The organism is Pseudoalteromonas sp. 2CM41L, from assembly GCF_023161905.1.
GTDB lineage: Bacteria > Pseudomonadota > Gammaproteobacteria > Enterobacterales > Alteromonadaceae > Pseudoalteromonas > Pseudoalteromonas atlantica.
On the sequence record NZ_JALNTN010000002.1, the window covers coordinates 319,564 to 340,785 of the forward strand.

Here is a 21,222-nt window from a genome sequence, read left to right on the forward strand (position 1 = left end):
GCTGTGCGTCGTTTTTGTAAATTAAGCTAACGTTTTAATAAAGCTATTTTTACCTTATTAAAACATTTTGTTTAAACAACACTAGGAACACGCGTATTAAGTATATATTATGAAGCCACTATAACGATTCAAAATAATAAAATGGACGACAAGAGATGCAGTTAGTCGAATTAACCCCTAAGGATCCTGATGTAGTTAATGTGTTTGCAGATATAGATAGACTGATAAACTCCTTATACCCCGTGGCTACAGCCCAATCTCTCAAATTAGAAGAATTAAGCAAAGACAACGTTTACGCAATTGGTTTAAAAAACGAAGATGGCATTATTGCCTGTGGCGCTATTGTTAAGCAAAATGACGGCGCGCTATATGGCGAAATAAGGCGTTTATACGTAAAACCAAGTTACCGTGGTAGAGGTTTTTCAAGACGCATAATGCAAAACCTCCTGCATTACGCCGGCGAAACAAAAATTCCACTTATCCGATTAGAAACAGGCCCAAAGCAAACCGAATCAATTAGTTTATATGAAGATTTAGGTTTTGCGCGCTGTGCAAGCTTTGGCTCGTATCAAGATAACCCACAAAGTGTATTTATGGAGCTTGCCCTGAGCCCTGAGCCAGAATAAATAAGCTATTTACTACTGTGTGCCTATAGCTGACTCTGTAGGCGCAAAAAATACTTCACTGTTTTTCACTGCTATCTTCGTATAAAATTCGCCACGTATATTTAATACCTGTGCACAGTAATACTTAATGATTTTAAGAGGCAAAACCTGGCTATAAACAAGCTTTTTTGCTTCAAAATAAATTACTTGATTAAGCAAACGGGTATAAACCTTTATTTAGCACTTCATAAGTGAGAATTTTATCTTTTTTAAAAGTAGCCCAAAACCAATGAGCGATTTAACAGTAGTAACCCACAGTGGTAATTTCCATGCCGATGACGTGTTTAGTATTGCGGTACTTAAGCATGTATTGCCTGCCTTTAACTTGGTACGAACCCGCGATAAAGCAGTAATAGAAAGTGCCGATATTGTTGTTGATGTAGGTGGCGAATACAACCCTGACACAGGACGCTTTGATCACCACCAACGCGGCGGCGCAGGCGAGCGCGAAAATGGCACGCCATACTCGTCATTTGGCTTAATTTGGAAAAAGTATGGTTTAGCACTGTGTGATAATAACCAAGCGGTGGCTGATAGAGTTGACGCTGGTTTAGTCTCTACAATTGATGCCATAGATTGTGGTTACGTTAAGGGTGTGGTTGAGGGCATAACGCTTAGCCAAACGCTTTCTATGTTTAATCCAACATGGGAAGAGGAAGGCAACTTTGATGAATGCTTTGATGAAGCCGTTGAGTTTGCAGCGCGTTTATTAACCCGTTTTATTGCCTCAGCAAAAGGAAGCATTAACGCCAAAGATATTGTTGCAAAAGCAATAGAAGAGGCAAAAGATCCCCGCGTGATTATTTTAGAAAAATACACACCATGGAAAAAAACAGTACACCATTTATCAAGCGACGCTTTATTTATGGTTTACCCTTCGCAAAACGGCCAATGGATTATTCAAACTGTACCAGTAGAGCCAGGCTCGTTTGAAGATAGAAAGTCACTGCCTAAAGCGTGGGCTGGTTTATCTGATGAAGAGTTTCAAGCTGAAACAGGCTTAGACGACGCTGTATTTTGCCACAATGGTTTATTTATAGCCGGTACTAAATCGTTCGAAAGTACAATGAAGCTGGCCGACGCGGCCCTAGCTGAGTAACCTGTTTTACTTAAATATGGGTAAAAATTTTTTACCCAGAATTCGCACTATTTTAGCTAAGTAACTAGTTTGCAGTTACTTAGCTTTATTATGCTCTCGTTATTTAAATCACGTGAGGTTTTATGTTTGAAGTAAAAACTATCGCGCTATTTATTATTACCGCACTGGCAGAAATTATTGGCTGTTACTTACCTTATCTTTGGCTTAAAGAAGATAAATCCATATTCCTATTAATACCTGCAGCAATCAGTTTAGCGCTATTCGCGTGGTTGCTAACGTTACACCCAGCAGCCGCTGGACGGGTGTATGCCGCGTATGGCGGTGTGTACATATGCGTGGCTTTACTGTGGTTATGGGCAGTTGATGGCGTAAAGCTTACAATGTGGGATGTAGTGGGCGGGGCGGTTGCCTTACTGGGCATGGCTATTATTATTTTTGCACCTAAAAGCGCATAAAAATTAAGCCATATTAAAGGTAAAAAACGCCTTACAGGCCACTGTTAACGCATATATCGTGCAATTAAATTGCCAACTACTTTTTTATAAGTAAGCGTTAAAGCTGGATTATCTATTAAGCTTGTTTGTACAACATGCCCGGTATATAAGCCATAAAACTCATACGCAAAAATGCTCGGCTCTTTGTCTTGGCTAAAGTAGCCTTGTGCTTGGCAGTTAACTGCAAGTTTAGTGAGGTAGTTAATCATTTTTAAGTGTTGGTCTTGCATAAACTGCCTTACCAAACAGTTCGGGCTTGCTTTAAACTCTACCGACGCTTTAATGAGCGGGCAACTTGCCTGCTTACCAGGCGATACCGTATCTAAAAAATTGAGCCACTCAAGCCAACGTTGCTGAAAATTATTTAAATGAATTAACGCATCTTCATCAACAGATATATCAACAACCTGTTTTCTAAATTCTTCTTCGGTGTAGGCCAAAATAGCCACTTGCATATCTTCTTTATTGGCAAAGTGTGAGATCACCCCAGTACGCGACATGTTAGTCACTGCCGCTATTTTTCCTATCGACAAGCTATATAAACCATGTGCAGCCGCATAGGCCATTCCTTTGTGCAAAATATTGCGTTTTGTGCTCTCACTTTTTTTCATCGTTAATCCATAAAGCGTGTTATTTGGTCGTACACGTATTGGCTTTTTAAAATGCGCACGTGCCCCAGCTCTTGTGTGGCCACAAGTGTTGCGGGTGTGTTCTCAGTTAATAATTTTATTGCCTCAAAGCTTGCCACTGAGTCATTTTTATCATGAATAAACAACATGTTTTCGTTAATTTTATTTTTAGAATGATCAGGGTGAAGGTTTTGCCAGCTAATACCATATTTGTCTGACACCCTATTAAGCATATTTTCTAGCATGAGCTCAGAAATACCCACTTGCCTGACCTTAGCAAACATGGCTTCAAATATTTGTGCAGGGGCAGAGATCATCACAATTTTTTTATTCTCTAAATAATGAGGCGCTAAGTTTAACAAAGCAACACCGCCCATAGAGTGTGTAACGACTCTATTAATTGTAATATTTTGCCCATTAAAGTACTCAAAAGCCGCTGTTAGCCCCTGCATATACCCGTATAAGTGCGAGGTATTGCCGTGCGAATAGCCATGGCCTATGTGATCAATTGAGTAAACATTAAAGCCTTTTTCAAGCAATTCATCTATTAAAGCAGTAAACCGATTAGTGCTATCGGCCCAGCCATGAGATAAAAATACCGTTTTAGTGTTTTCCGCTAGGCTAAAATAGTACAGGTTTACAGCGCCAAGCTCGGTAGTAAGTTTAATATTAATTGGCTGTATACATGTTCTAAATTCGTATTGGCGTCGGCTATGCGGATTACAAAATACCTTCATGGCAAGGCGGGCACTGAGTTTAGGAAATGTTTTGGTCAAACCAAAAGTGGCAGCCTTTGTTATTTTAGAAAATTTAGGTGGCTTGTTTTGATTAAAATAAATTTGTTTCATGTTTATACCAAATAAGTACAGTTGTTCTATTTTATCTTAAAAAAGAACAGCTGTACTTATTTTTTTAGCCGCATAACCAGCTTGCTTTACTAAAGGCGGTTAGCTGTAAAAGCTAAGGTGTAGGGGTTTTTTCTCTCAACACTAAAAATCACTCGTTACGAGTAAAAATACTTGTTGGACTTAAAAGTCTATTTTTCTTTTAATGCGCGCAACTAGCCGAACCGGCATTCATTAAATACAAGAGAAAGATAAATGAAAGAGACAACATCACTAGAACAAGCTCGCACGAGTTACAATGTTCGTCATTGGAGCCAAGGTTTTTTTGGTATTAATGATCAAGGTGATGTGTATGTTGCGCCAAAGGCTCACGCCCCAGAGCAAACTATTGCACTTACAGATATTGCAAAACAACTTCAAGAAAAAGGCTTAAGCTTACCGGCTTTAGTGCGCTTTCCACAAATTTTACATCATCGTGTGCACAGTTTATGTGACGCGTTTAATACCGCGATTGAAAACTATGGTTACCCAAAAGATTACTTATTAGTTTACCCAATTAAAGTAAACCAACAACGCGAAGTGGTTGAAGAAATAGTAGCAAGCCAAGCCGAATTAGAAAAAAAACAATTAGGCCTTGAGGCGGGCAGCAAACCGGAGCTATTAACTGTTTTGGCAATGGCAGAAAAAACCAGTGCAGTAATTGTATGTAATGGCTACAAAGACAAAGAGTATGTGCGTTTAGCACTGATTGGCGAAAGGCTAGGCCACAAAGTATACATAGTGCTTGAAAAACTTTCTGAGCTCGACATGGTACTTAGCCAAGCAAAAGCGCTAAATGTTAAACCACGTATTGGTATTCGCGTTCGTTTAGCATCGCAAGGCAAAGGTAAGTGGCAAGCAAGTGGCGGCGAAAAATCAAAATTTGGTTTATCAGCGTCGCAAGTTTTGCATGTAGTGAATCGTTTAAAAGAGGCAGGCCAACTTGATTTAATGCAACTTGTGCATTTTCACTTAGGCTCGCAAATGGCAAACATTCGTGATGTGCGTTTAGGTGTAAGTGAGGCCGCGCGTTTTTACTGTGAGCTACGCAAATTAGGTGCAAACATTGAGTGCTTAGATGTAGGGGGCGGTTTAGCTATTGATTACGATGGTACCCGCAGCCAATCACATAATTCAATGAACTACAGTTTAGCTGAGTATGCAAATAATATTGTGTACACCATAGGTGATACATGTAAGCAATACGCGCAGCCCATGCCGACGATTATTTCTGAGTCGGGGCGTGCACTAACGGCGCACCATGCCGTGCTTATTTCTAATGTTATTGGTACTGAAAGTTACACACCAGAAGAGTTAGTAGCGCCTGCTGGCGATGCACCGCTTTTATTAAATAATATGTGGGCATCGTTTGTGCAGTTAACCGATTTAACGGATGACCGCGCACTGATTGAAATTTACCACGACAGCCAAGGGGATTTAGCAGAGGCGCATAACCAGTTTGCACTTGGGCTTTTAGATTTAACGCAGCGTGCGTGGGCAGAGCAAGTTAACTTACGTATTTGTTATGAGCTTAACAAACACATGGATAACAAAAACCGTTTTCATCGCCCGATTATTGACGAGTTGAACGCGCGTTTCGCCGATAAGTTTTTTGTAAACTTTTCGCTTTTTCAATCATTGCCTGATGCGTGGGGGATTGATCAAGTGTTTCCGGTATTGCCATTAAGTGGTTTAACCGAAGCACCAAAAAAACGTGCTGTATTACTTGATATTACCTGTGATTCAGACGGCGCGCTTGAGCACTATGTTGATGGCCAAGGCATTGAAAGCACATTACCCGTGCCTGAGTACAGTGCAGATAAGCCTTACTTAATGGGCTTTTTCTTAGTGGGTGCGTACCAAGAAATTTTAGGTGATATGCACAATTTATTTGGCGATACGCACAGCGCTATTATCAATATGGATGAGCAAGGCGTTGCCAGTATTAGTGAGATAAACCAAGGTGATACGGTAGCCGATATGATGCGCTATGTACATTTAGATGTTGAGAGCTTTCAACATTCGTACGCGCAGTTAGTGTCTGCAAAAATAGATAAAAATGAACAGCAAAGCGTTTTAGACGAGTTGCAAAGCGGCCTGAATGGCTACACTTATTTAGAAGAGTTATAAGCAATGTCTAGCTTGTTTGGTCATGTTGACCACTCATTGTATTCAAACGGGATGACGTTTTTACGTCGTCCTATGGTGCAAAACATTAATGCCATTGATGCAGATGTCGTTGTACTAGGCTTACCCTTTGATTTAGCAACATCGGGCCGCCCCGGTGCACGCTTAGGGCCCGATGCTATTCGCAGAGCGTCGGTACATTTAGCCTGGGAAGACACTAAATACCCGTGGACATTTCCTTTGTTTGAGCGTTTAACGGTTGCTGATGCGGGGGACTTTACTTATCCGGTAGGCGATCCTGAGTATTTTACGGCACAGCTAGAAATGGCTGCAGAGCAAATACTTCGCCAAGGGGCAACGCTGTTAGGCCTTGGTGGCGATCACTTTGTAACGCTTCCGCTATTGCGCGCGCATGCAAAGATTCATGGCAAAATGGCACTGGTTCATTTTGATGCGCACACTGATACATACAGCAATGGCTCGCGCTTTGATCACGGCACTATGTTTTATCATGCACCCATGGAAGGGCTGATTGATGTAGAGCACAGTATCCAAATTGGTATTCGTACCGACTTTGATCAAAGCAAACATGAGTTTGCAGTGATTGATGCAATGCAAGCTAACGATTTGCACGCCAATGAAATAGCAGCGCAAATACGTGAGCGAGTAGGCGACTTACCCGTTTACTTAACGTTTGATATAGATTGTTTAGACCCAGCATTTGCACCAGGTACAGGCACACCTGTATGCGGTGGTTTAACATCTGATAAAGTGCTTAAAATACTGCGCGCACTAAAAGGCATAAATATGGTGGGTATGGATGTGGTAGAGGTTTCACCGTCGTACGACCAAAGTGAGCTTACCGCTATTGCCGCAGCAACAATTGCCAGTGAATTATTGCACCTGTGGACACATAAAAATAAGTATTAACGCTATAAGTTAAGCACTACAAAAAGGTATGCACTGGCATACCTTTTTTATTTTAGAGGTGTCGATTATTTTGCAGCTTAATTTCTTTTAACCAAATAAAACTTAAGCCAATAAGCGGCAGGTTAGTTGTTACTGGATTAAATGCTTCAATGAGTAATTGTGGCTGCATTACTACAACCGCTAACAAAAGCCCTAAAAGCGCTAAAACATTTAAAATAACGATGTGCTTATTTTTATAAAACACTAATAAGCACACGCCAAATATAATTTCGCCAATACCCGCCGAACGTGTAATTAAGTCAGACACTTCTGCTGAAAAACCCGCACTGCCAGTCATTAGTTTTTCAAGCGGGGCAATATGATAAAGCTTTGGAAAAAAGCCGTGGTATATCCAACTCAGCCCCACAATATAGCGAGCAATTTGTATATAACCGGGGTTATTTCCTCGCATTGTCTATTCGCTCTTGTGCGCTTGGGTGGCTAGATAAATATTCGAGCAAATTATTTACCTTTTCAAGATGTTCGTTTTCGCTGGTGTGCGCACCTTGTAATGCTTCAATGGCATCGGCAAAGTCGTTGCTTGAATACCCTAAGTTTTCAAGTTTAATGAGTGCATAGCTATCTGCCTCGCGCTCCATATCACGAGAAAACCCTTGCTGTGCAAAAGATGCCCCCGTACCTAGTACCACTTCTGCTATGCCTTCTAAATCACCAAATATAACCGCAAGTACAATGGTACTGGCTGCCGATTGCGCGGTCATGCGTACGCTATGCTGCTGGACTACGTGGCCAATTTCGTGAAGTAATACGGCTTTTAGTGCGTTGGGTTTATCGGCTAATAAATTTGCTAACTCATCGGTTACGACAATACGTCCATGGGGCATTGCAAACGCATTCGCTCCAAAGGCCTCTGATTTATAAAACGATAACCTATAAACCGATGGCTCAAGCGAGAGCGCATTAAGCATGGTATTAAAATGTTGTTGTACTTTAGTTTGTTGCTCATTAGGCAGCTCACTGTCATCAAGCGCGAGCTTTTCAATTAGGGTAAAGCTTTGTTCACCCATTTGCTCTACTACACTGCGCGGCAGGGTATCAACACTGTAAACAGCAATAGCGGGCACAACTTTATAAAGCATTAGCCACATAAAAAGCGGTGTAAAAATAATGGCCGCGATAATAGCCCATTTACTTTTTTCAAGGCGCTCTAGTAGGTCATGCTTATTTGCTTTAAAAGGCCAGCGATAATTTACATCAGTAGGAATAAAGCGGCTGCCATCATTAAAATTTAGTTCATCAGCAAGCCCAGCTAGACCAGAAGTGAGTGTTATATCGCTTATTGCATGGCTTGAAATAAGCTGGTCATCGTAGCTAATCTCAACACAGGTGTCGCTAATGTTAGCGACACCTTGCTGGTAATTGCTTGATGCTTTGGGGAAGTAATGTCCCTGTACGTGCATAATAAGCTCTTAGGTTAGCGATAGGTCAATATCAAATACATTGGCTGCTTCTTCAGCAAACGATGACTGCTCTTGTTGCGCGGTATCCACTAAATTTAGCGCACTAGGGTAAATATTAACGGTAGTAACCTCGGCAAGCATTCTCGATGTACGCACTTTGGTCCACGGGTAGGCAAGCCCTAAAGAAAACACGATTGCCAGCATATTGGTTAATAGTAATATGGCAAAAGGAATAGGCTTAAGCTCTGATTTAAATGATGCTACGTCTTCAAATTGACTGTTATCAAAAATATGGTTACGAATAGCCGCAGCCCACACAGCGGTTACTATCGCAATCATAAATACGTAAGCAATCATTAATCCACCAAACATAATGCCCATTTTGGCTGGATCTTGTGCAGCTTGTTGGTTTTCTACATTCATTAAATCAAGCCCAAATAAGCCTAATACAGCCATAAATATCACCATAGTGATAGAGCTCACCACAAAGCAAATAAGGGCGGTTAAGTAGTAGGTTTCACCTTTAAGGTTTACGGTTAATGGCGTGTCACCGTAGCTAATATTGCTATGTATGTACGTGTCGATACGTTTTAAAACATACGGCATTAATAAATAAAGGGTAAAAATACTGGCAATAGGTAAAAGAATAAAGTTAATGAAGGCTTCGCCGTAATCGCCTTTAAATGCAAAGCGTACATTTCGATGACGGGTCATACGCATATTAAAGCGCAGGCCTTGGTTAATAATCCACGGCATTAAAAAGATAAAAGCAACCGCAAATAGTAAACCTACAAGAGGAAAAAAGCTGCTACCAAAGGAGTAAATTAAAAATACAATAACCGCTAAAATACGGCCTTTTAAAATTTGCATAGGGGTGGCTAAGTAGTCAAAGCTGTGTCCGTCAATGCGGGTGTGGCCATAAAAGTATCGCATTGTGCGCACTTTTGCCCAAGCCGAGTAAATACCTAAAGTAAGTACGCTCAGTAAAATATTGACTATCCAAATACCAAAAAACTCACCGCCTTTACCGCTAAACTGTACTTTACCGCTAAAAATAGGGGCAGCAGGTTCATTTACTGCAGGGGTGGTTTCTGGGGGAGTAGGGTGTATTGATTCCATTAAAATTATATCCATGTTGTTTTTTTGTTAATTTACCTAAATCTGGTGCAAAGCTCAATCTTTAAAAGCCTTACAGCCTATAATGGCGCTGCTTTTAATATATGTGGTGCTGCACTTTAAATCATCTCTGGTATACTAGGGCGATAATTTTATGGGGCTGTTATGATTTCAAAAAACCAACTCAAGCTTATTCGCCAACTTGGCCAAAAAAAGTACCGAAAGCAATATAATCAATACCTTGTACAAGGTGAAAAAAACGCACTTGAGTTGTTAAACAGCCCATTAAAGGCGGTTGATATATTTGCAACACAGGCGTTTATAAATACTCACCAAAACCAGTTTCCAGAAGTAGATTTTACGCCAGCAGAAGAAGAGTCGCTGACTAAAGTCAGTACCTTAGTGAGTAATAACGCGGCCATTGCAGTGGTTGATATGCCAAAGGCTGATTTACCTAATAATACCGGCTTAATACTGGCGCTTGATGGGGTTTCTGATCCGGGCAATTTAGGCACTATTATCAGAGTTGCCGACTGGTATGGCATTAAACATATAGTAACAAGTACCGACAGCGCCGATGCTTACAACCCTAAAACAATTAGCGCTACCATGGGCTCATTTGTCAGAGTGTCGGTAAGCCAAGTAGAGCTACCTGAATACTTACAAACATTAAATATGCCTATTTACGGGGCATTTTTAGATGGGCAAAGCGTACATACAACGGATTTTAGCGCAAAGGGTGTATTGCTTATGGGCAGTGAGTCGCATGGCATACGCGAGCAGTGTGCAAAATTAGTAAGCGACAAAATAACCATACCGGCTTTTGGTGAGGCAGAGTCACTTAATGTGGCAATGGCTACAGGTATTATTTTAGATAACTTTAAACGCCAAGCTTAACTTTTTAACTGTTTATGAGTTAAATTGTTTGTAAGTAATAACAATAATAATCGGTAATAACAATAAGATGCGCTTAAGCACTATTAAATTAGCGGGCTTTAAATCGTTTGTAGAGCCCACTAAAATTCCATTCCCTGATCAAATGACGTGTGTTGTTGGGCCTAACGGCTGTGGCAAATCAAACGTGATTGACGCTGTGCGATGGGTGCTTGGTGAAAGCTCAGCTAAAAACTTGCGTGGCGATGCCATGACCGATGTTATTTTTAATGGCTCAACTAATCGTAAACCAATCTCGCAAGCCTCAGTAGAGCTTATTTTTGATAACACCCAAGGTGATTTACCTAATACATTTGCCGACAGAAACCAAATAGCGATTAAGCGTTTAGTAACACGCGATGGCCAATCGTTGTACTTTTTAAATGGGAGCAAATGCCGTAAGCGCGATATTACCGATATATTTTTAGGTACTGGGCTTGGCCCGCGTAGTTACGCAATTATAGAGCAAGGGATGATCTCGCGTTTAATTGAGAGCAAACCTCAAGAGCTACGCGTATTTTTAGAAGAAGCCGCGGGTGTGTCTAAATACAAAGAACGCCGCCGCGAAACGCAAACCCGAATTAAAAGTACCCGCGAAAACCTTGAGCGTTTACTTGATGTGCGTAAAGAGTTACAAGCGCAACTAGATAAACTGGCTGTGCAGTCGGTTGATGCGAAAAAATACCGCGATTTAAAAGCGCAAGAGCGTACCTTAAAAGGCCAAGTGGCTGTATTAAAATGGCAAAAGCTGCATCAACAACAGCTTGAAAAAAGTGAGCAAATCAAAAAGCTTAATGAGCAAATCGCCTTTTTTAAAACGGCTCACTCAGGCCACGACGATGTGCTTGCAAGCCTAGAGGCTCAAGTAAATGCAGAGCAAGATGCGCTTAACGATGCGCAGCATCAGCAACACGTTACCCACACAGAGTTGACCCGCGCCGAACAACAACACATTAATATTAAACAGCAAACGCAAACACTTAAACAAAGTGTGGTTAAGCTTGAGCAGCGAAAGCTGCAAAGTGAAGCGCTAAAAACACAGCAACAAAATGTGTGTGAGCAGTTATCTGTGAGCCACCAAGAGATAAGCGAGTACAGTTTAGAGTGCAGCGAACAAGTTGAAGAGCTTACCCTTAAACTTGCAGATTTAGCTGATGAAAAAAATAAGCACACAAACGCATGGCAAAGCCTTAATCAACAACAGCACGCGCTTAATAATAAAGTACAGGCTCAGCAAAATAGTGTTAAGCAAACAGAGCAAGCCTTAGCCCATGTAAACGCACAGCTTAGCCAACTAAATAGCCAAATTGACGATATTAAAAGTAGCCAATTAGAGCAGCAACTAGCCGAGCAACAAAAATACAAACAAACCCTAACTCAAGAGCTTGCCAGTATGCAAACGGCGCAAACACAATGCACCGCAGCGCTTAAAGAGCAAACCGATTTAGTAAATGACGCTGAGCAACAGCATCAGCAAAGCTTACAGCACGTTAATGAGCTAAAAGCTCGCATTGCTGGACTTAAAAGCAGTTTAGGGATTGAAGATGACAATAAGCAGCACACTTTATTTAATCAATTAAAAGTAAAGCCAGGGTTTGAACATATAGTTGAACAGGCACTGCAAACGCTTGAGCACCTAAACGTAGCTGATGTGCAAAGCAACAATAGTGTGTGGCCTCACAAAAGTGAAATACCAGTAAATAGCGTTGCGGCGTTGATTACTGAGGGTGTTTATCCCGATTTATTGACCCGTATTGCGTACAGCGAAAACGCCGAACTCGCTGCGTTAAATGATACGTTTTATATTGCGGTTATGGATAAAAGCGGTGCTTTACATGCTCGAAACTGGCACCGTAGCGCAGACAAAAACGCCGAAAACTCACAACTTTTAAAACACACACAGTTAAAGCAAAAAACAGCGAGTTTAGTAGAGGCCGAAAATACCCTTGCAAGGGATTTTGAGAATCTTAATGCGCTAAAAACACAGCAGCAAAAGCTGAGTGATGAGTTAGCGGTACTTAAAAACGCAATTCATCAATTAGCACAAAACATTGCCGTGGCCACTACGCGCAGCGACATGTTAAAAGAGCAAGTAGCACAATTTTTACAGCAACTAGAAAAGTACCAGCAACAAAAGCGTGCATTAACCACTGAACAATCACAATTATTAAAAACGCGCGATGAGCACAACAGTGCGCTTGAAGTGTTACATCAACAGCAACATAATTTAGCTGACGAACTGGCAAGCGCCGACGCCGCCTGCACACGCAGTAATAAAGCATACAGCCAAGCTGCAGCTACACTTGAGCAATATAAAACACAAGCGCATCAGGCCACGTTAAAAGAGCAAAAAGCACACAGTGAGTGGCAGCTTAGTCAAACAAAGCTTAATCATGCTGAGCAAGAGCTCATTAGTGCGCAAGAAGAAGCGCAAGAGCTGCAATCGCAAATGGAAGCGTTGCTTATACCCGAGCAAGAGCTCACTGAGCAAATAGCACAGCTTTTAATAAAGCATCAACAGGGCGAAGCTAGCTTGGTCGCGTTACAAAAAAAGCTTAACGAGGCAAAGCAAACACTTATAAGTAAACAAGCCAGCCTTAAGCACTCTCAAGGTGAGCTGACAGGTTTGCAAGAACAACATCAAAAGCTAAGCATTGAAGAGCAAAGCCTAATTATAAAAGCGCAGGCAGCACTTGAGCCGCTTGAAGAATTAAAGCAAAGTTTAAAAAGTGTTTTAGATACACTGCCTGATTCACTGAGTTTAAATGCAGCGCAAAATCAGATCAGTGGGCTTGTGCATCAATTAGATAAGCTAGGTCCAGTTAATTTAGCCGCAATAGATGAGTTTGAACAAGCTAAAGAGCGCAGTGATTATCTTAATAATCAACTTGAGGATTTAACCAAAGCGCTAAATACGCTTGAAGGGGCGATTCGTAAAATTGACAGCGAAACCAAAACACGCTTTAAAGCTACCTTCGATCAAGTGAACAACGACTTTGCCGAGCTATTTCCAAAAGTATTTGGCGGTGGTAGCGCGTATTTAGAATTAACCAGTGACGATTTACTCGAAAGTGGTGTTAGTATAATGGCACAGCCACCAGGCAAGAAAAATTCGACAATTCATCTGTTAAGTGGTGGAGAAAAAGCGCTGAGCGCATTATCATTGGTGTTTTCTATATTCAGGCTCAATCCAGCTCCATTCTGTATGCTGGATGAAGTAGATGCGCCGCTTGATGATGCTAACGTGGTACGCTTTTGCCGTTTGGTTGAAGAAATGTCACAATCGGTGCAGTTTATTTATATTAGTCATAATAAAATTGCGATGGAAATGGCAGGGCGTTTAACTGGCGTTACTATGGCAGAGCCAGGCGTATCACGCATGGTAGCAGTAGATATAGAACAAGCAGTGCAACTTGCACACACATAACAGTTTATTTTAAGCGTATTAGTGTTAATTAATACACGGGTTTAGGCATAACAAATAATAAAAGGTGAGGGGATGGCCGAAGAACTAAGATTGGTTTTAATTGTGATCAGTGTACTTGTCATAGGTGGCTTATTAGTACATGGTTTATGGTCAGTTAGAAAAAAAGACAGCCCAGAGGTAGCGCCTTCAGAGCGGGTTGAACCAATGCAAGATACACCTTCGCATACACCAGTTGAACCTAAAGAGCCGGTTGTTGCCCAGCGAGATGAGCCGCAATTTGGTGAGCTAAACTTTGATGCAAACGAGCCGCAAATAGATACTAGCGTGGCGCAAACACCCATTGAAGACGACCTGCAAGTAGTTCAAGAGCCAGAGCTAGAACCAGAGCCAGAGAGCGAAAAAGAAGCGCCAGCAGATGTGTCTGACTTTGTTATTGTGCATATTCAAATGCCTGAGGGGCTAAGCATGCAAGGCAGTAAGTTATTGCCTGCAGTAAATACCTTAGGATTTAAATATTCAGAAGAAGGCTTTTTTAATCGCCACATAGACCCTGCAGGGCAAGGTCCAGTGTTATTTAGATTAGTAAATATGTATAACCCAGGTACGTTTGATATTGATAATATGGAACAGTTTAGCACCGCAGGGGTTAGCTTATTTATGACTTTACCTTGTGAAGGCGACGGGCTAGCTGCCTTTAATATGTTACATAGCGCAGCTAAGAAAATTGCCGATGAATTTGGTGCACAAATTTTAGATGCCGAGCGTGAAGAAATGACCGTTGAGCGCGTTCGTCAATATGTTGAGCAGGTTCGTGCATTTTCTGCGTAATTTATACGCACACATTATTTTTATTAAGCCACTTACCTAAAAGTGGCTTTTTTTATGTTTTTTGAGGTTTAAATGTCTAGCAGCATTAGTGAGCAAATTAATCATCTTCGTAGTACGTTAGAGCAACACAACTACAATTATTATGTCCTTGATACACCCAGTATTCCTGATGCAGAATACGATAGACTATTGCGCGAGTTAAGCGCCCTTGAAAGAGAAAACCCAGAATTTTTAACGCCTGACTCACCCACTCAAAAGGTCGGAGGCGCTGCGCTGAGTAAATTTGAACAAGTTGCTCACCAAGTGCCTATGTTATCGCTTGATAACGCCTTTAGTGAAGAAGAGTTTAGCGCCTTTAACCGCCGTATTAAAGAGCGTTTAATGAGCCAAGATGAGCTCACTTTTTGTTGTGAGCCTAAGTTAGATGGCTTGGCTGTGTCGATTATTTACCGTAATGGTGTGCTTGTGCAGGCCGCAACTCGTGGCGATGGTTTTACTGGCGAGAATATTACACAAAATGTAAAAACAATCCGTAACGTGCCCCTTAAGCTGCGTGGCGATTACCCCGCAGAACTTGAAGTACGTGGCGAAGTATTTATGGATAGCGCAGGGTTCGAAAAGCTAAACAGCGAAGCCGAAAAACGTGGCGAAAAAGTATTTGTAAATCCTCGAAATGCAGCCGCAGGTAGCCTACGCCAGCTTGATTCAAAAATTACTGCTAAGCGCCCGCTAATGTTTTATGCGTATAGCACAGGGCTGGTGGCCGATGGCACAATCCCTGAGGATCACTACCAACAATTGGCAAAATTAACCGATTGGGGTTTACCGCTGTGCCCAGAAACAAAGTTAGTTGAAGGTACGCAAGCGGCTTTAGATTACTACAGTGATATTTTAACGCGCAGAAGCGAGCTTAAATATGAAATTGATGGCGTAGTAATTAAAATAAACCAAAAAGCCTTACAAGAGCGTTTAGGGTTTGTTGCACGTGCACCGCGCTGGGCAATTGCTTATAAGTTTCCTGCGCAAGAAGAAATAACCCAGTTACTTGATGTAGAATTTCAGGTTGGCCGCACAGGCGCAATAACGCCGGTAGCGCGTTTAGAGCCTGTATTTGTAGGCGGTGTTACGGTATCAAACGCAACGCTGCACAATGGCGATGAAATAGCCCGTTTAGGCGTAAAGGTAGGCGATACAGTAATTATACGCCGCGCCGGCGATGTTATTCCGCAAATTACACAAGTAGTACTTGAGCGACGCCCAGATGATGCACGCGACATTGTATTTCCTGCCAGTTGCCCCATTTGTGACTCACACGTTGAAAAAGTAGAAGGCGAGGCCGTGGCTCGTTGTACCGGTGGCTTAGTGTGCCAAGCTCAGCGTAAACAAGCGATAAAGCATTTTGCATCACGCAAAGCGCTTGATATAGATGGCTTAGGCGACAAAATAGTTGATCAGCTGGTTGATAGAGAGCTGGTAAAAACCCCCGCAGATTTATTTATATTAAAACAAGGTCACTTTGAGTCACTTGAGCGTATGGGTCCTAAGTCGGCTAAAAACTTAGTAGATGCGCTTGAAGCTTCAAAAACAACGACGCTTGCAAAGTTTTTATATTCGCTGGGTATTCGTGAGGTTGGCGAGGCCACAGCGCAAAACTTAGCAAATCATTTTTTAACACTTGAAAAGGTAACCCAAGCCAGTATTGAAAGCCTTACGCAAGTGAGTGATGTAGGGGTTATTGTAGCAACTCATGTTCGTGGCTTTTTTGATGAGCAACATAATGTAGATGTGGTTAATGCTTTAATTGAACAAGGCATTAATTGGCCAGCACTAACGCCGCCTTCAGAGGATGAGCAACCCTTAGCTGGGCTAACCTATGTATTAACTGGCACTCTTAATACTTTAAACCGAAACGATGCTAAAGCACGCTTACAACAGTTAGGTGCAAAAGTAGCCGGTAGTGTGTCGGCTAAAACAGATGCATTGGTGGCGGGCGAAAAAGCCGGCTCTAAATTAACTAAAGCACAAGATTTAGGTATAGACATACTTAGCGAAGACGACTTAATTGCACTGTTTGATAAGTACAATGCTTAGGGTAATAAAATGAGCCGATATGGACCCGAGTACTGGGATAAATACGGAAGCTACCGTACGCCAATTGCATTTCATCTAAGTTTATTGGTGTTACTACGTGCGTATTTTATTTGGGTTATAGCGGCGCTGAGTCGTCGCCCTGAGCTTGATTTAATGTCGCTATTTTTTAAATCTAAAAACGATTTTTTTATCGCAATTTCGATTGGCGCTATTGCGATAGTGCCCACTTTTTTATTTTGCTTAAGACGACCGCGCGACTCTCATAAGCAAAGTGCGCGTTTAGCGATGGTGTGGCGCTACATGCGCTGGCCGTTACTGGTGTGCGCAATAACTGACTTAAGCTGGTTAACAATACAAGCTGCACATAGTCATTACAGGTTTTCACTATTTTTAGCTGTGCAAATGGTGATTGTGTTTTGGGTAATGTGGTACTTGGCAAAGAGTCGTTATTTGCAGGTGTTTTTTAACGATTGGCCAGAGCCTACCGAAAAAGCAGATGATAAAAACGCTAAATAAAAGGGAGCTAAATGGATAACATTAATAAAAAAATTGCCATTGTAGTGCTTGGTATTGGCATTATTTTAGGCGCTTTGGTGTTGTTTACATCGTTAACTGATCATATTTGGTTTTCTGCCGTAATAGGATTATGGTTATTTGTGTTTTGTTCGTGTTGTTACAGGCTGACACCCGCCTTTAAAAAGCGCAATACGCTTGATAATTTTATTCAGCGCGATGCACAGCACTTAATGTTATTTAGCTTGGCAGGTTTTTTTGATAAAAAATTTGGCCCGCAATGGCTTGTTATTGGCAACATTGAACATATAGAAAGTAAGAACGATGAGCTTATTATTCATAGCAATAACGAGCGACAATTTAGTGTAAGTTTACCCGCACAAAAAAATGACATAGACGCCTACATGAAGCGCATACTTTCAGATCAAGAAAAGCAAACTATTCGCTTTAGTTAGGGGCTGTTGAACTTTGCGGATTAAAGTTTGTTCAAACTAGGGGCTATTTAATCGCGGCGCGAAGTTTGTAACCTAGTGGGCTAAGTAAAAGCTGAGCAAAGCTTCCGCGTCCTGCTCACGCCCTTTACCTACATCCATGTAGGCAACAAAGAGTAAATAGCCCCTAGGAAGAACCCGTTGGGCAGCGCCTGTTTGGCATTAATGCTACGTTATCGCCCAATTATGGGGAATAACCACACTGCATAGGCTCTGCCTTGCCTAAATACCAAACAGACTGCTGCAAATTTAACCTTAAAAGATCAACAGACCCTAATCACTTATTAATACCGAAGGAGGCTATTATGCTTACTTGGAATGATGTTATAAATTTTGCCAATAATGGCAATCCTACGCCACGCGAAAAGGTTGTAAAAACAGACGCGCAATGGCAGGCAATGCTAAGTGATGAGCAATATTATGTGGCACGTAAAAAGGGCACAGAACGCCCTCACAGCTCACAAAGTTGCACATTACTAGAACCGGGTAAATACGCGTGTGTATGCTGCGATAATTTACTTTTTGATGCCGATGAAAAGTTTGATAGCGGCACAGGCTGGCCATCATTCACGCAGCCTGCAACTGTCGATGCAATTGGTTATGTGAACGATTTAAGCCATGGTATGCAGCGCGTTGAAGTGGTGTGTAATGTGTGTGATGCACACTTAGGGCATATTTTTCCTGATGGGCCAGCACCGTCGGGTTTGCGCTATTGTGTAAATGCCGCTGCAATGAAAAAGCTTTAATTATATAGTTAGCTTTCAATCAAGATAAACAGCTATTTCTAGCCGCTAGTTAGCGCTAGGGGGATTGAATATCGAGTTTCATTTCTTTTGCCATATGCAAAATTTTATCTAATCGCTGCGACTGATCTGGCTGCAGTGTAGAGTTACTCAAAAGGGCGTAACACTTTTTAGCAATAACCAAGTTAAAAGTGCCGCCTTTTTGTTTTGTCGAATCAAACAAACACTGTAATAAATTAAGCGCAATGCTTGGGTTACGCGGCATAACTCTAAATGCTTGTGTAAACGCCTCTAACGCCGTATTTAATTGCCCTCTATTAAATTGAGTTACTGCATGGTTGTTAAGCTCTTTAGGGCCCATTTTAATGTCGCGGCGCTCACTTTGCTGCTGTTGAATGTAACGCAGGTAAGTTGTATCACTCATATTGGGGTGGCGCTCACAATGGCTAATTATTTGGCTAAATAATGTTTGTGCTTTTTGATGAAAACCAAGCTCGTGAAACGCTTTTGCTTTATCAAGCGCCCCATCTACAGAGCGTATTAACGTATCGTCATCGTCGAGTTGCTCTATCAAGCGCTTGGCTTTTTGGTGCTCGTCTTTTAAATAGTGCAAACGCGCATTAAGTACATCAATTTGAGATTGGTTTGCGTTGTTAGGAAACTGCTTTTTTAAATCATTTATGTATTTATTAGTTTGACGCGAAATACGTTGTATTTGGTCTGTTTGATCTGTGGTTAAAGCAAAGTCTATACCGGCACGGGCTGCATTGAGATAGATGTCGGGGCTGTCATGAATAGAATGACGCGCATAGCTGGCTATGTCTTTTTGGGTTAAATAGCTTTTTTCGTAATCGTGGTTTATTAACGAAACATTGCTTAACGACTTTTGTCTTTGGATATTACGTGGCGCAATATCGACTGCTTGGCTTAAAAAATCTTGCGCCAATTCAAATTGGTTTAGTTTTATTTCTAATCGGCCGAGTAAATCCAGTGCAACTAAACGTGTTTCATGGCGTTCAAGCATGGTTTTTAACATGCGCTGAGCAAGAATATGCTCATTATTAGCAATCAGCGCTTCTACTAAACCAACTTTGGCCCAGGCAAATTTTTGTATGTCTAGCACCGAGGTAAAAAAGTCTTTAGCTTCTTCACTGCGGTTTAGCCTAAGCAATGCATCTCCTTTTAAGCGAAGGAGGATAGGGCTGTATATATTGTTTTTTTTATTTAAAGTGGCATCGATTACTTTTATTGCTTTAGAGTCGTTGCCATCATCTACTAAGGTATAAATGCTCTGTAGCTCATTTTTACGTTTTAGAATACGCTCAATCCGCGTTTTTAACTCTTGTACCGTAAATGGCTTTACCAAAAAGTCGTCGGGTTGAAGCTCTAAAACGCTATGCACTAGCGCACCGCTGGTTTCTGCAGAAATAAAAATAAACGCAGTGGAGTTTTTTATCAGTTGCTTAACACGGAGTTCTTCGTAGAGTTGGTAGCCGTCTTGGTGTTTGCTTAAATTAAACGAACATACAATTAAATCAAATTGCTCAGCCAAACATTGCTCTTTTGCTGCAATTGCATGATCGGCAAAGTGCAACTGCCGAAAGCCAAGCCTTTCTAGCGACTGTTTCATATAGCTTTGAGCGAGGGGCTGCTCTTCCACTATCAGTATTTTGGCTTTGGCGTAGATCTTAGTTGGCATTGGCTTACATGTTGTTTGATTTATCACAGACTATAATCAACAGTTTAGCTGCTTACAAGGGAATTTAACTATTAGCCGAGGTTATTAGAAGATTAAGTTATTTTCATACGTTTAGATGGCTTCATATTATCTTGGCCTTAGCGATTTAAAACCATTGCTTAATTAATAGGTAAAAAGCAGCTCTAAATAATAGTTAAAATAATCTAGGTTTTTGTGGAGTGTTTATATGTGGTGGGTGATTACTTGGCTTGAACCAGTGACCCTCGCCTTTATTTGTAAAGGACGGCGATGCTCTCTTTTTCTTATAACTGAGTTAATTATCCAAATAGGATTTTTATAATAATTATTAAGAAGAGTTTAGATGCTTTAGAATTGTTTATATGTGGTGGGTGATTACTTGGCTTGATACCGTTAACCCTCGCCATTATTTATAAAAGGCGGCGATGCTCTCTTTTTCTTATAACTGAGTTAATTACCCAAATAGGATTTTTATAATAATTATTAAGAAGAGTTTAGATGCTTTAGAAGTGTTTATATGTGGTGGGTGATTACTTGGCTTGATACCGGTAACCCTCGCCTTTATTTGTAAAGGGTGGCGATGCTCTCTTTTTCTTATAACTGAGTTAATTACCTTTATATAATTTTATAGCGTATAGATTAATCGTTTTGCACAAGACAAATTAAGAGTGATATTTTTGGAAGTTTTTAACTTAGGTATTTTGAAGTGTTTATATGTGGTGGGTGGTTACTTGGCTAGATACCAGTAACCCTCGCCATTATTTGTAAAGGGCGGCGATGCTTTCTTTTTTGTTACAACTGGATTAATTACCCAAATAGGATTTTATAATAATTATTAAGAAGAGTTTAGATGCTTTAGAAGTGTTTATATGTGGTAGGTGATTACTTGGCTTGAACCAGTGACTCTCGCCATTATTTGTAAAGGGCGGCGATGCTCTCTTTTTCTTATAACTGAGTTAATTACCCAAATAGGATTTTATAATAATTATTAAGAAGTGTTTATATGTGGTGGGTGATACTGGACTTGAACCAGTGACCCTCGCCTTGTAAGGGCGATGCTCTCCCAACTGAGCTA

18 protein-coding genes are annotated in these 21,222 nt (G+C 41.2%); 12 read left to right on the forward strand and 6 right to left on the reverse strand.

The window, feature by feature from the left end; all coding sequences use genetic code 11:
- Positions 1-155 precede the first annotated feature (155 nt).
- From MTF64_RS04315 to MTF64_RS04325, 3 genes are all read left to right on the forward strand, one after another.
- Positions 156-626 carry a GNAT family N-acetyltransferase gene (locus MTF64_RS04315; RefSeq protein WP_004588851.1) on the forward strand — a complete coding sequence of 157 codons (471 nt, stop codon included), beginning with the start codon at positions 156-158 and terminating at the stop codon, positions 624-626.
- A gap of 268 nt (positions 627-894) precedes the next feature.
- Positions 895-1,764 carry an MYG1 family protein gene (locus MTF64_RS04320; protein WP_054983440.1) on the forward strand — a complete coding sequence of 290 codons (870 nt, stop codon included), beginning with the start codon at positions 895-897 and terminating at the stop codon, positions 1,762-1,764.
- 122 nt (positions 1,765-1,886) lie between these two features.
- On the forward strand, positions 1,887-2,219 hold the full coding sequence (locus tag MTF64_RS04325) for a YnfA family protein (protein WP_029772735.1): 333 nt from the start codon (positions 1,887-1,889) through the stop codon (positions 2,217-2,219).
- 44 nt (positions 2,220-2,263) lie between these two features.
- Here the strand turns inward: MTF64_RS04325 and MTF64_RS04330 are convergent, their stop codons facing one another.
- Together MTF64_RS04330 and MTF64_RS04335 are read right to left on the reverse strand one after the other, a co-directional pair.
- Entirely contained in the window at positions 2,264-2,869 is a 606-nt protein-coding gene (locus MTF64_RS04330) for a TetR/AcrR family transcriptional regulator (RefSeq protein ID WP_064384866.1), read from the reverse strand.
- A gap of 2 nt (positions 2,870-2,871) precedes the next feature.
- Positions 2,872-3,735: an alpha/beta fold hydrolase gene (locus MTF64_RS04335; RefSeq protein WP_126007632.1), complete on the reverse strand. Its 864-nt coding sequence runs from the start codon at positions 3,733-3,735 to the stop codon at positions 2,872-2,874.
- Between the two features lie 252 nt (positions 3,736-3,987).
- Between MTF64_RS04335 and speA the strand changes: the two genes are divergently transcribed.
- Positions 3,988-5,901 carry a biosynthetic arginine decarboxylase gene (gene speA / locus MTF64_RS04340; protein WP_248450692.1) on the forward strand — a complete coding sequence of 638 codons (1,914 nt, stop codon included), beginning with the start codon at positions 3,988-3,990 and terminating at the stop codon, positions 5,899-5,901.
- Between the two features lie 3 nt (positions 5,902-5,904).
- Positions 5,905-6,828: an agmatinase gene (gene speB / locus MTF64_RS04345; RefSeq protein ID WP_029772730.1), complete on the forward strand. Its 924-nt coding sequence runs from the start codon at positions 5,905-5,907 to the stop codon at positions 6,826-6,828.
- Between the two features lie 52 nt (positions 6,829-6,880).
- On the opposite strand, the gene MTF64_RS04350 is transcribed toward speB, so the two are convergent.
- The 3 genes from MTF64_RS04350 to MTF64_RS04360 are packed head-to-tail and all read right to left on the reverse strand — an operon-like array spanning position 6,881 to position 9,407.
- Complete coding sequence (locus MTF64_RS04350) at positions 6,881-7,279, reverse strand: DoxX-like family protein (protein WP_121637721.1); 399 nt, start codon at positions 7,277-7,279, stop codon at positions 6,881-6,883.
- Positions 7,266-8,288: a M48 family metallopeptidase gene (locus tag MTF64_RS04355; protein ID WP_248450693.1), complete on the reverse strand. Its 1,023-nt coding sequence runs from the start codon at positions 8,286-8,288 to the stop codon at positions 7,266-7,268. The genes MTF64_RS04350 and MTF64_RS04355 overlap by 14 nt, the downstream gene beginning before the upstream one ends.
- A gap of 9 nt (positions 8,289-8,297) precedes the next feature.
- The gene (locus MTF64_RS04360; RefSeq protein ID WP_024034168.1) at positions 8,298-9,407 is read right to left on the reverse strand and encodes a YjgN family protein; all 1,110 of its coding nucleotides are present in this window, start codon (positions 9,405-9,407) and stop codon (positions 8,298-8,300) included.
- 162 nt (positions 9,408-9,569) lie between these two features.
- On the opposite strand from MTF64_RS04360, the gene MTF64_RS04365 reads away from it, so the two are divergent.
- The 7 genes from MTF64_RS04365 (at position 9,570) to msrB (ending at position 18,433) form a co-directional block, all read left to right on the forward strand.
- Positions 9,570-10,301 (forward strand): RNA methyltransferase, encoded by a 732-nt coding sequence (locus MTF64_RS04365; RefSeq protein WP_248450694.1) that lies wholly within the window; start codon positions 9,570-9,572, stop codon positions 10,299-10,301.
- A 67-nt stretch (positions 10,302-10,368) separates the two neighbouring features.
- The gene (locus MTF64_RS04370; RefSeq protein WP_248450695.1) at positions 10,369-13,764 is read left to right on the forward strand and encodes an AAA family ATPase; all 3,396 of its coding nucleotides are present in this window, start codon (positions 10,369-10,371) and stop codon (positions 13,762-13,764) included.
- Positions 13,765-13,836: 72 nt separating this feature from the next.
- A complete protein-coding gene (zipA, locus tag MTF64_RS04375) occupies positions 13,837-14,592 on the forward strand; it encodes a cell division protein ZipA (protein WP_004588864.1) in 756 nt (251 codons plus the stop codon).
- Between the two features lie 72 nt (positions 14,593-14,664).
- A complete protein-coding gene (ligA, locus tag MTF64_RS04380; protein WP_248450697.1) occupies positions 14,665-16,683 on the forward strand; it encodes an NAD-dependent DNA ligase LigA in 2,019 nt (672 codons plus the stop codon).
- Positions 16,684-16,692: 9 nt separating this feature from the next.
- Entirely contained in the window at positions 16,693-17,199 is a 507-nt protein-coding gene (locus MTF64_RS04385; RefSeq protein ID WP_248450699.1) for a DUF2919 domain-containing protein, read from the forward strand.
- A gap of 11 nt (positions 17,200-17,210) precedes the next feature.
- Positions 17,211-17,651 carry a hypothetical protein gene (locus MTF64_RS04390; RefSeq protein WP_004588867.1) on the forward strand — a complete coding sequence of 147 codons (441 nt, stop codon included), beginning with the start codon at positions 17,211-17,213 and terminating at the stop codon, positions 17,649-17,651.
- A 341-nt stretch (positions 17,652-17,992) separates the two neighbouring features.
- Positions 17,993-18,433 carry a peptide-methionine (R)-S-oxide reductase MsrB gene (gene msrB / locus MTF64_RS04395; protein WP_064384881.1) on the forward strand — a complete coding sequence of 147 codons (441 nt, stop codon included), beginning with the start codon at positions 17,993-17,995 and terminating at the stop codon, positions 18,431-18,433.
- 55 nt (positions 18,434-18,488) lie between these two features.
- Here msrB and MTF64_RS04400 read toward each other — a convergent pair whose 3' ends face one another.
- Positions 18,489-20,129 carry a response regulator gene (locus MTF64_RS04400; protein WP_248450700.1) on the reverse strand — a complete coding sequence of 547 codons (1,641 nt, stop codon included), beginning with the start codon at positions 20,127-20,129 and terminating at the stop codon, positions 18,489-18,491.
- Positions 20,130-21,222 lie beyond the last annotated feature (1,093 nt).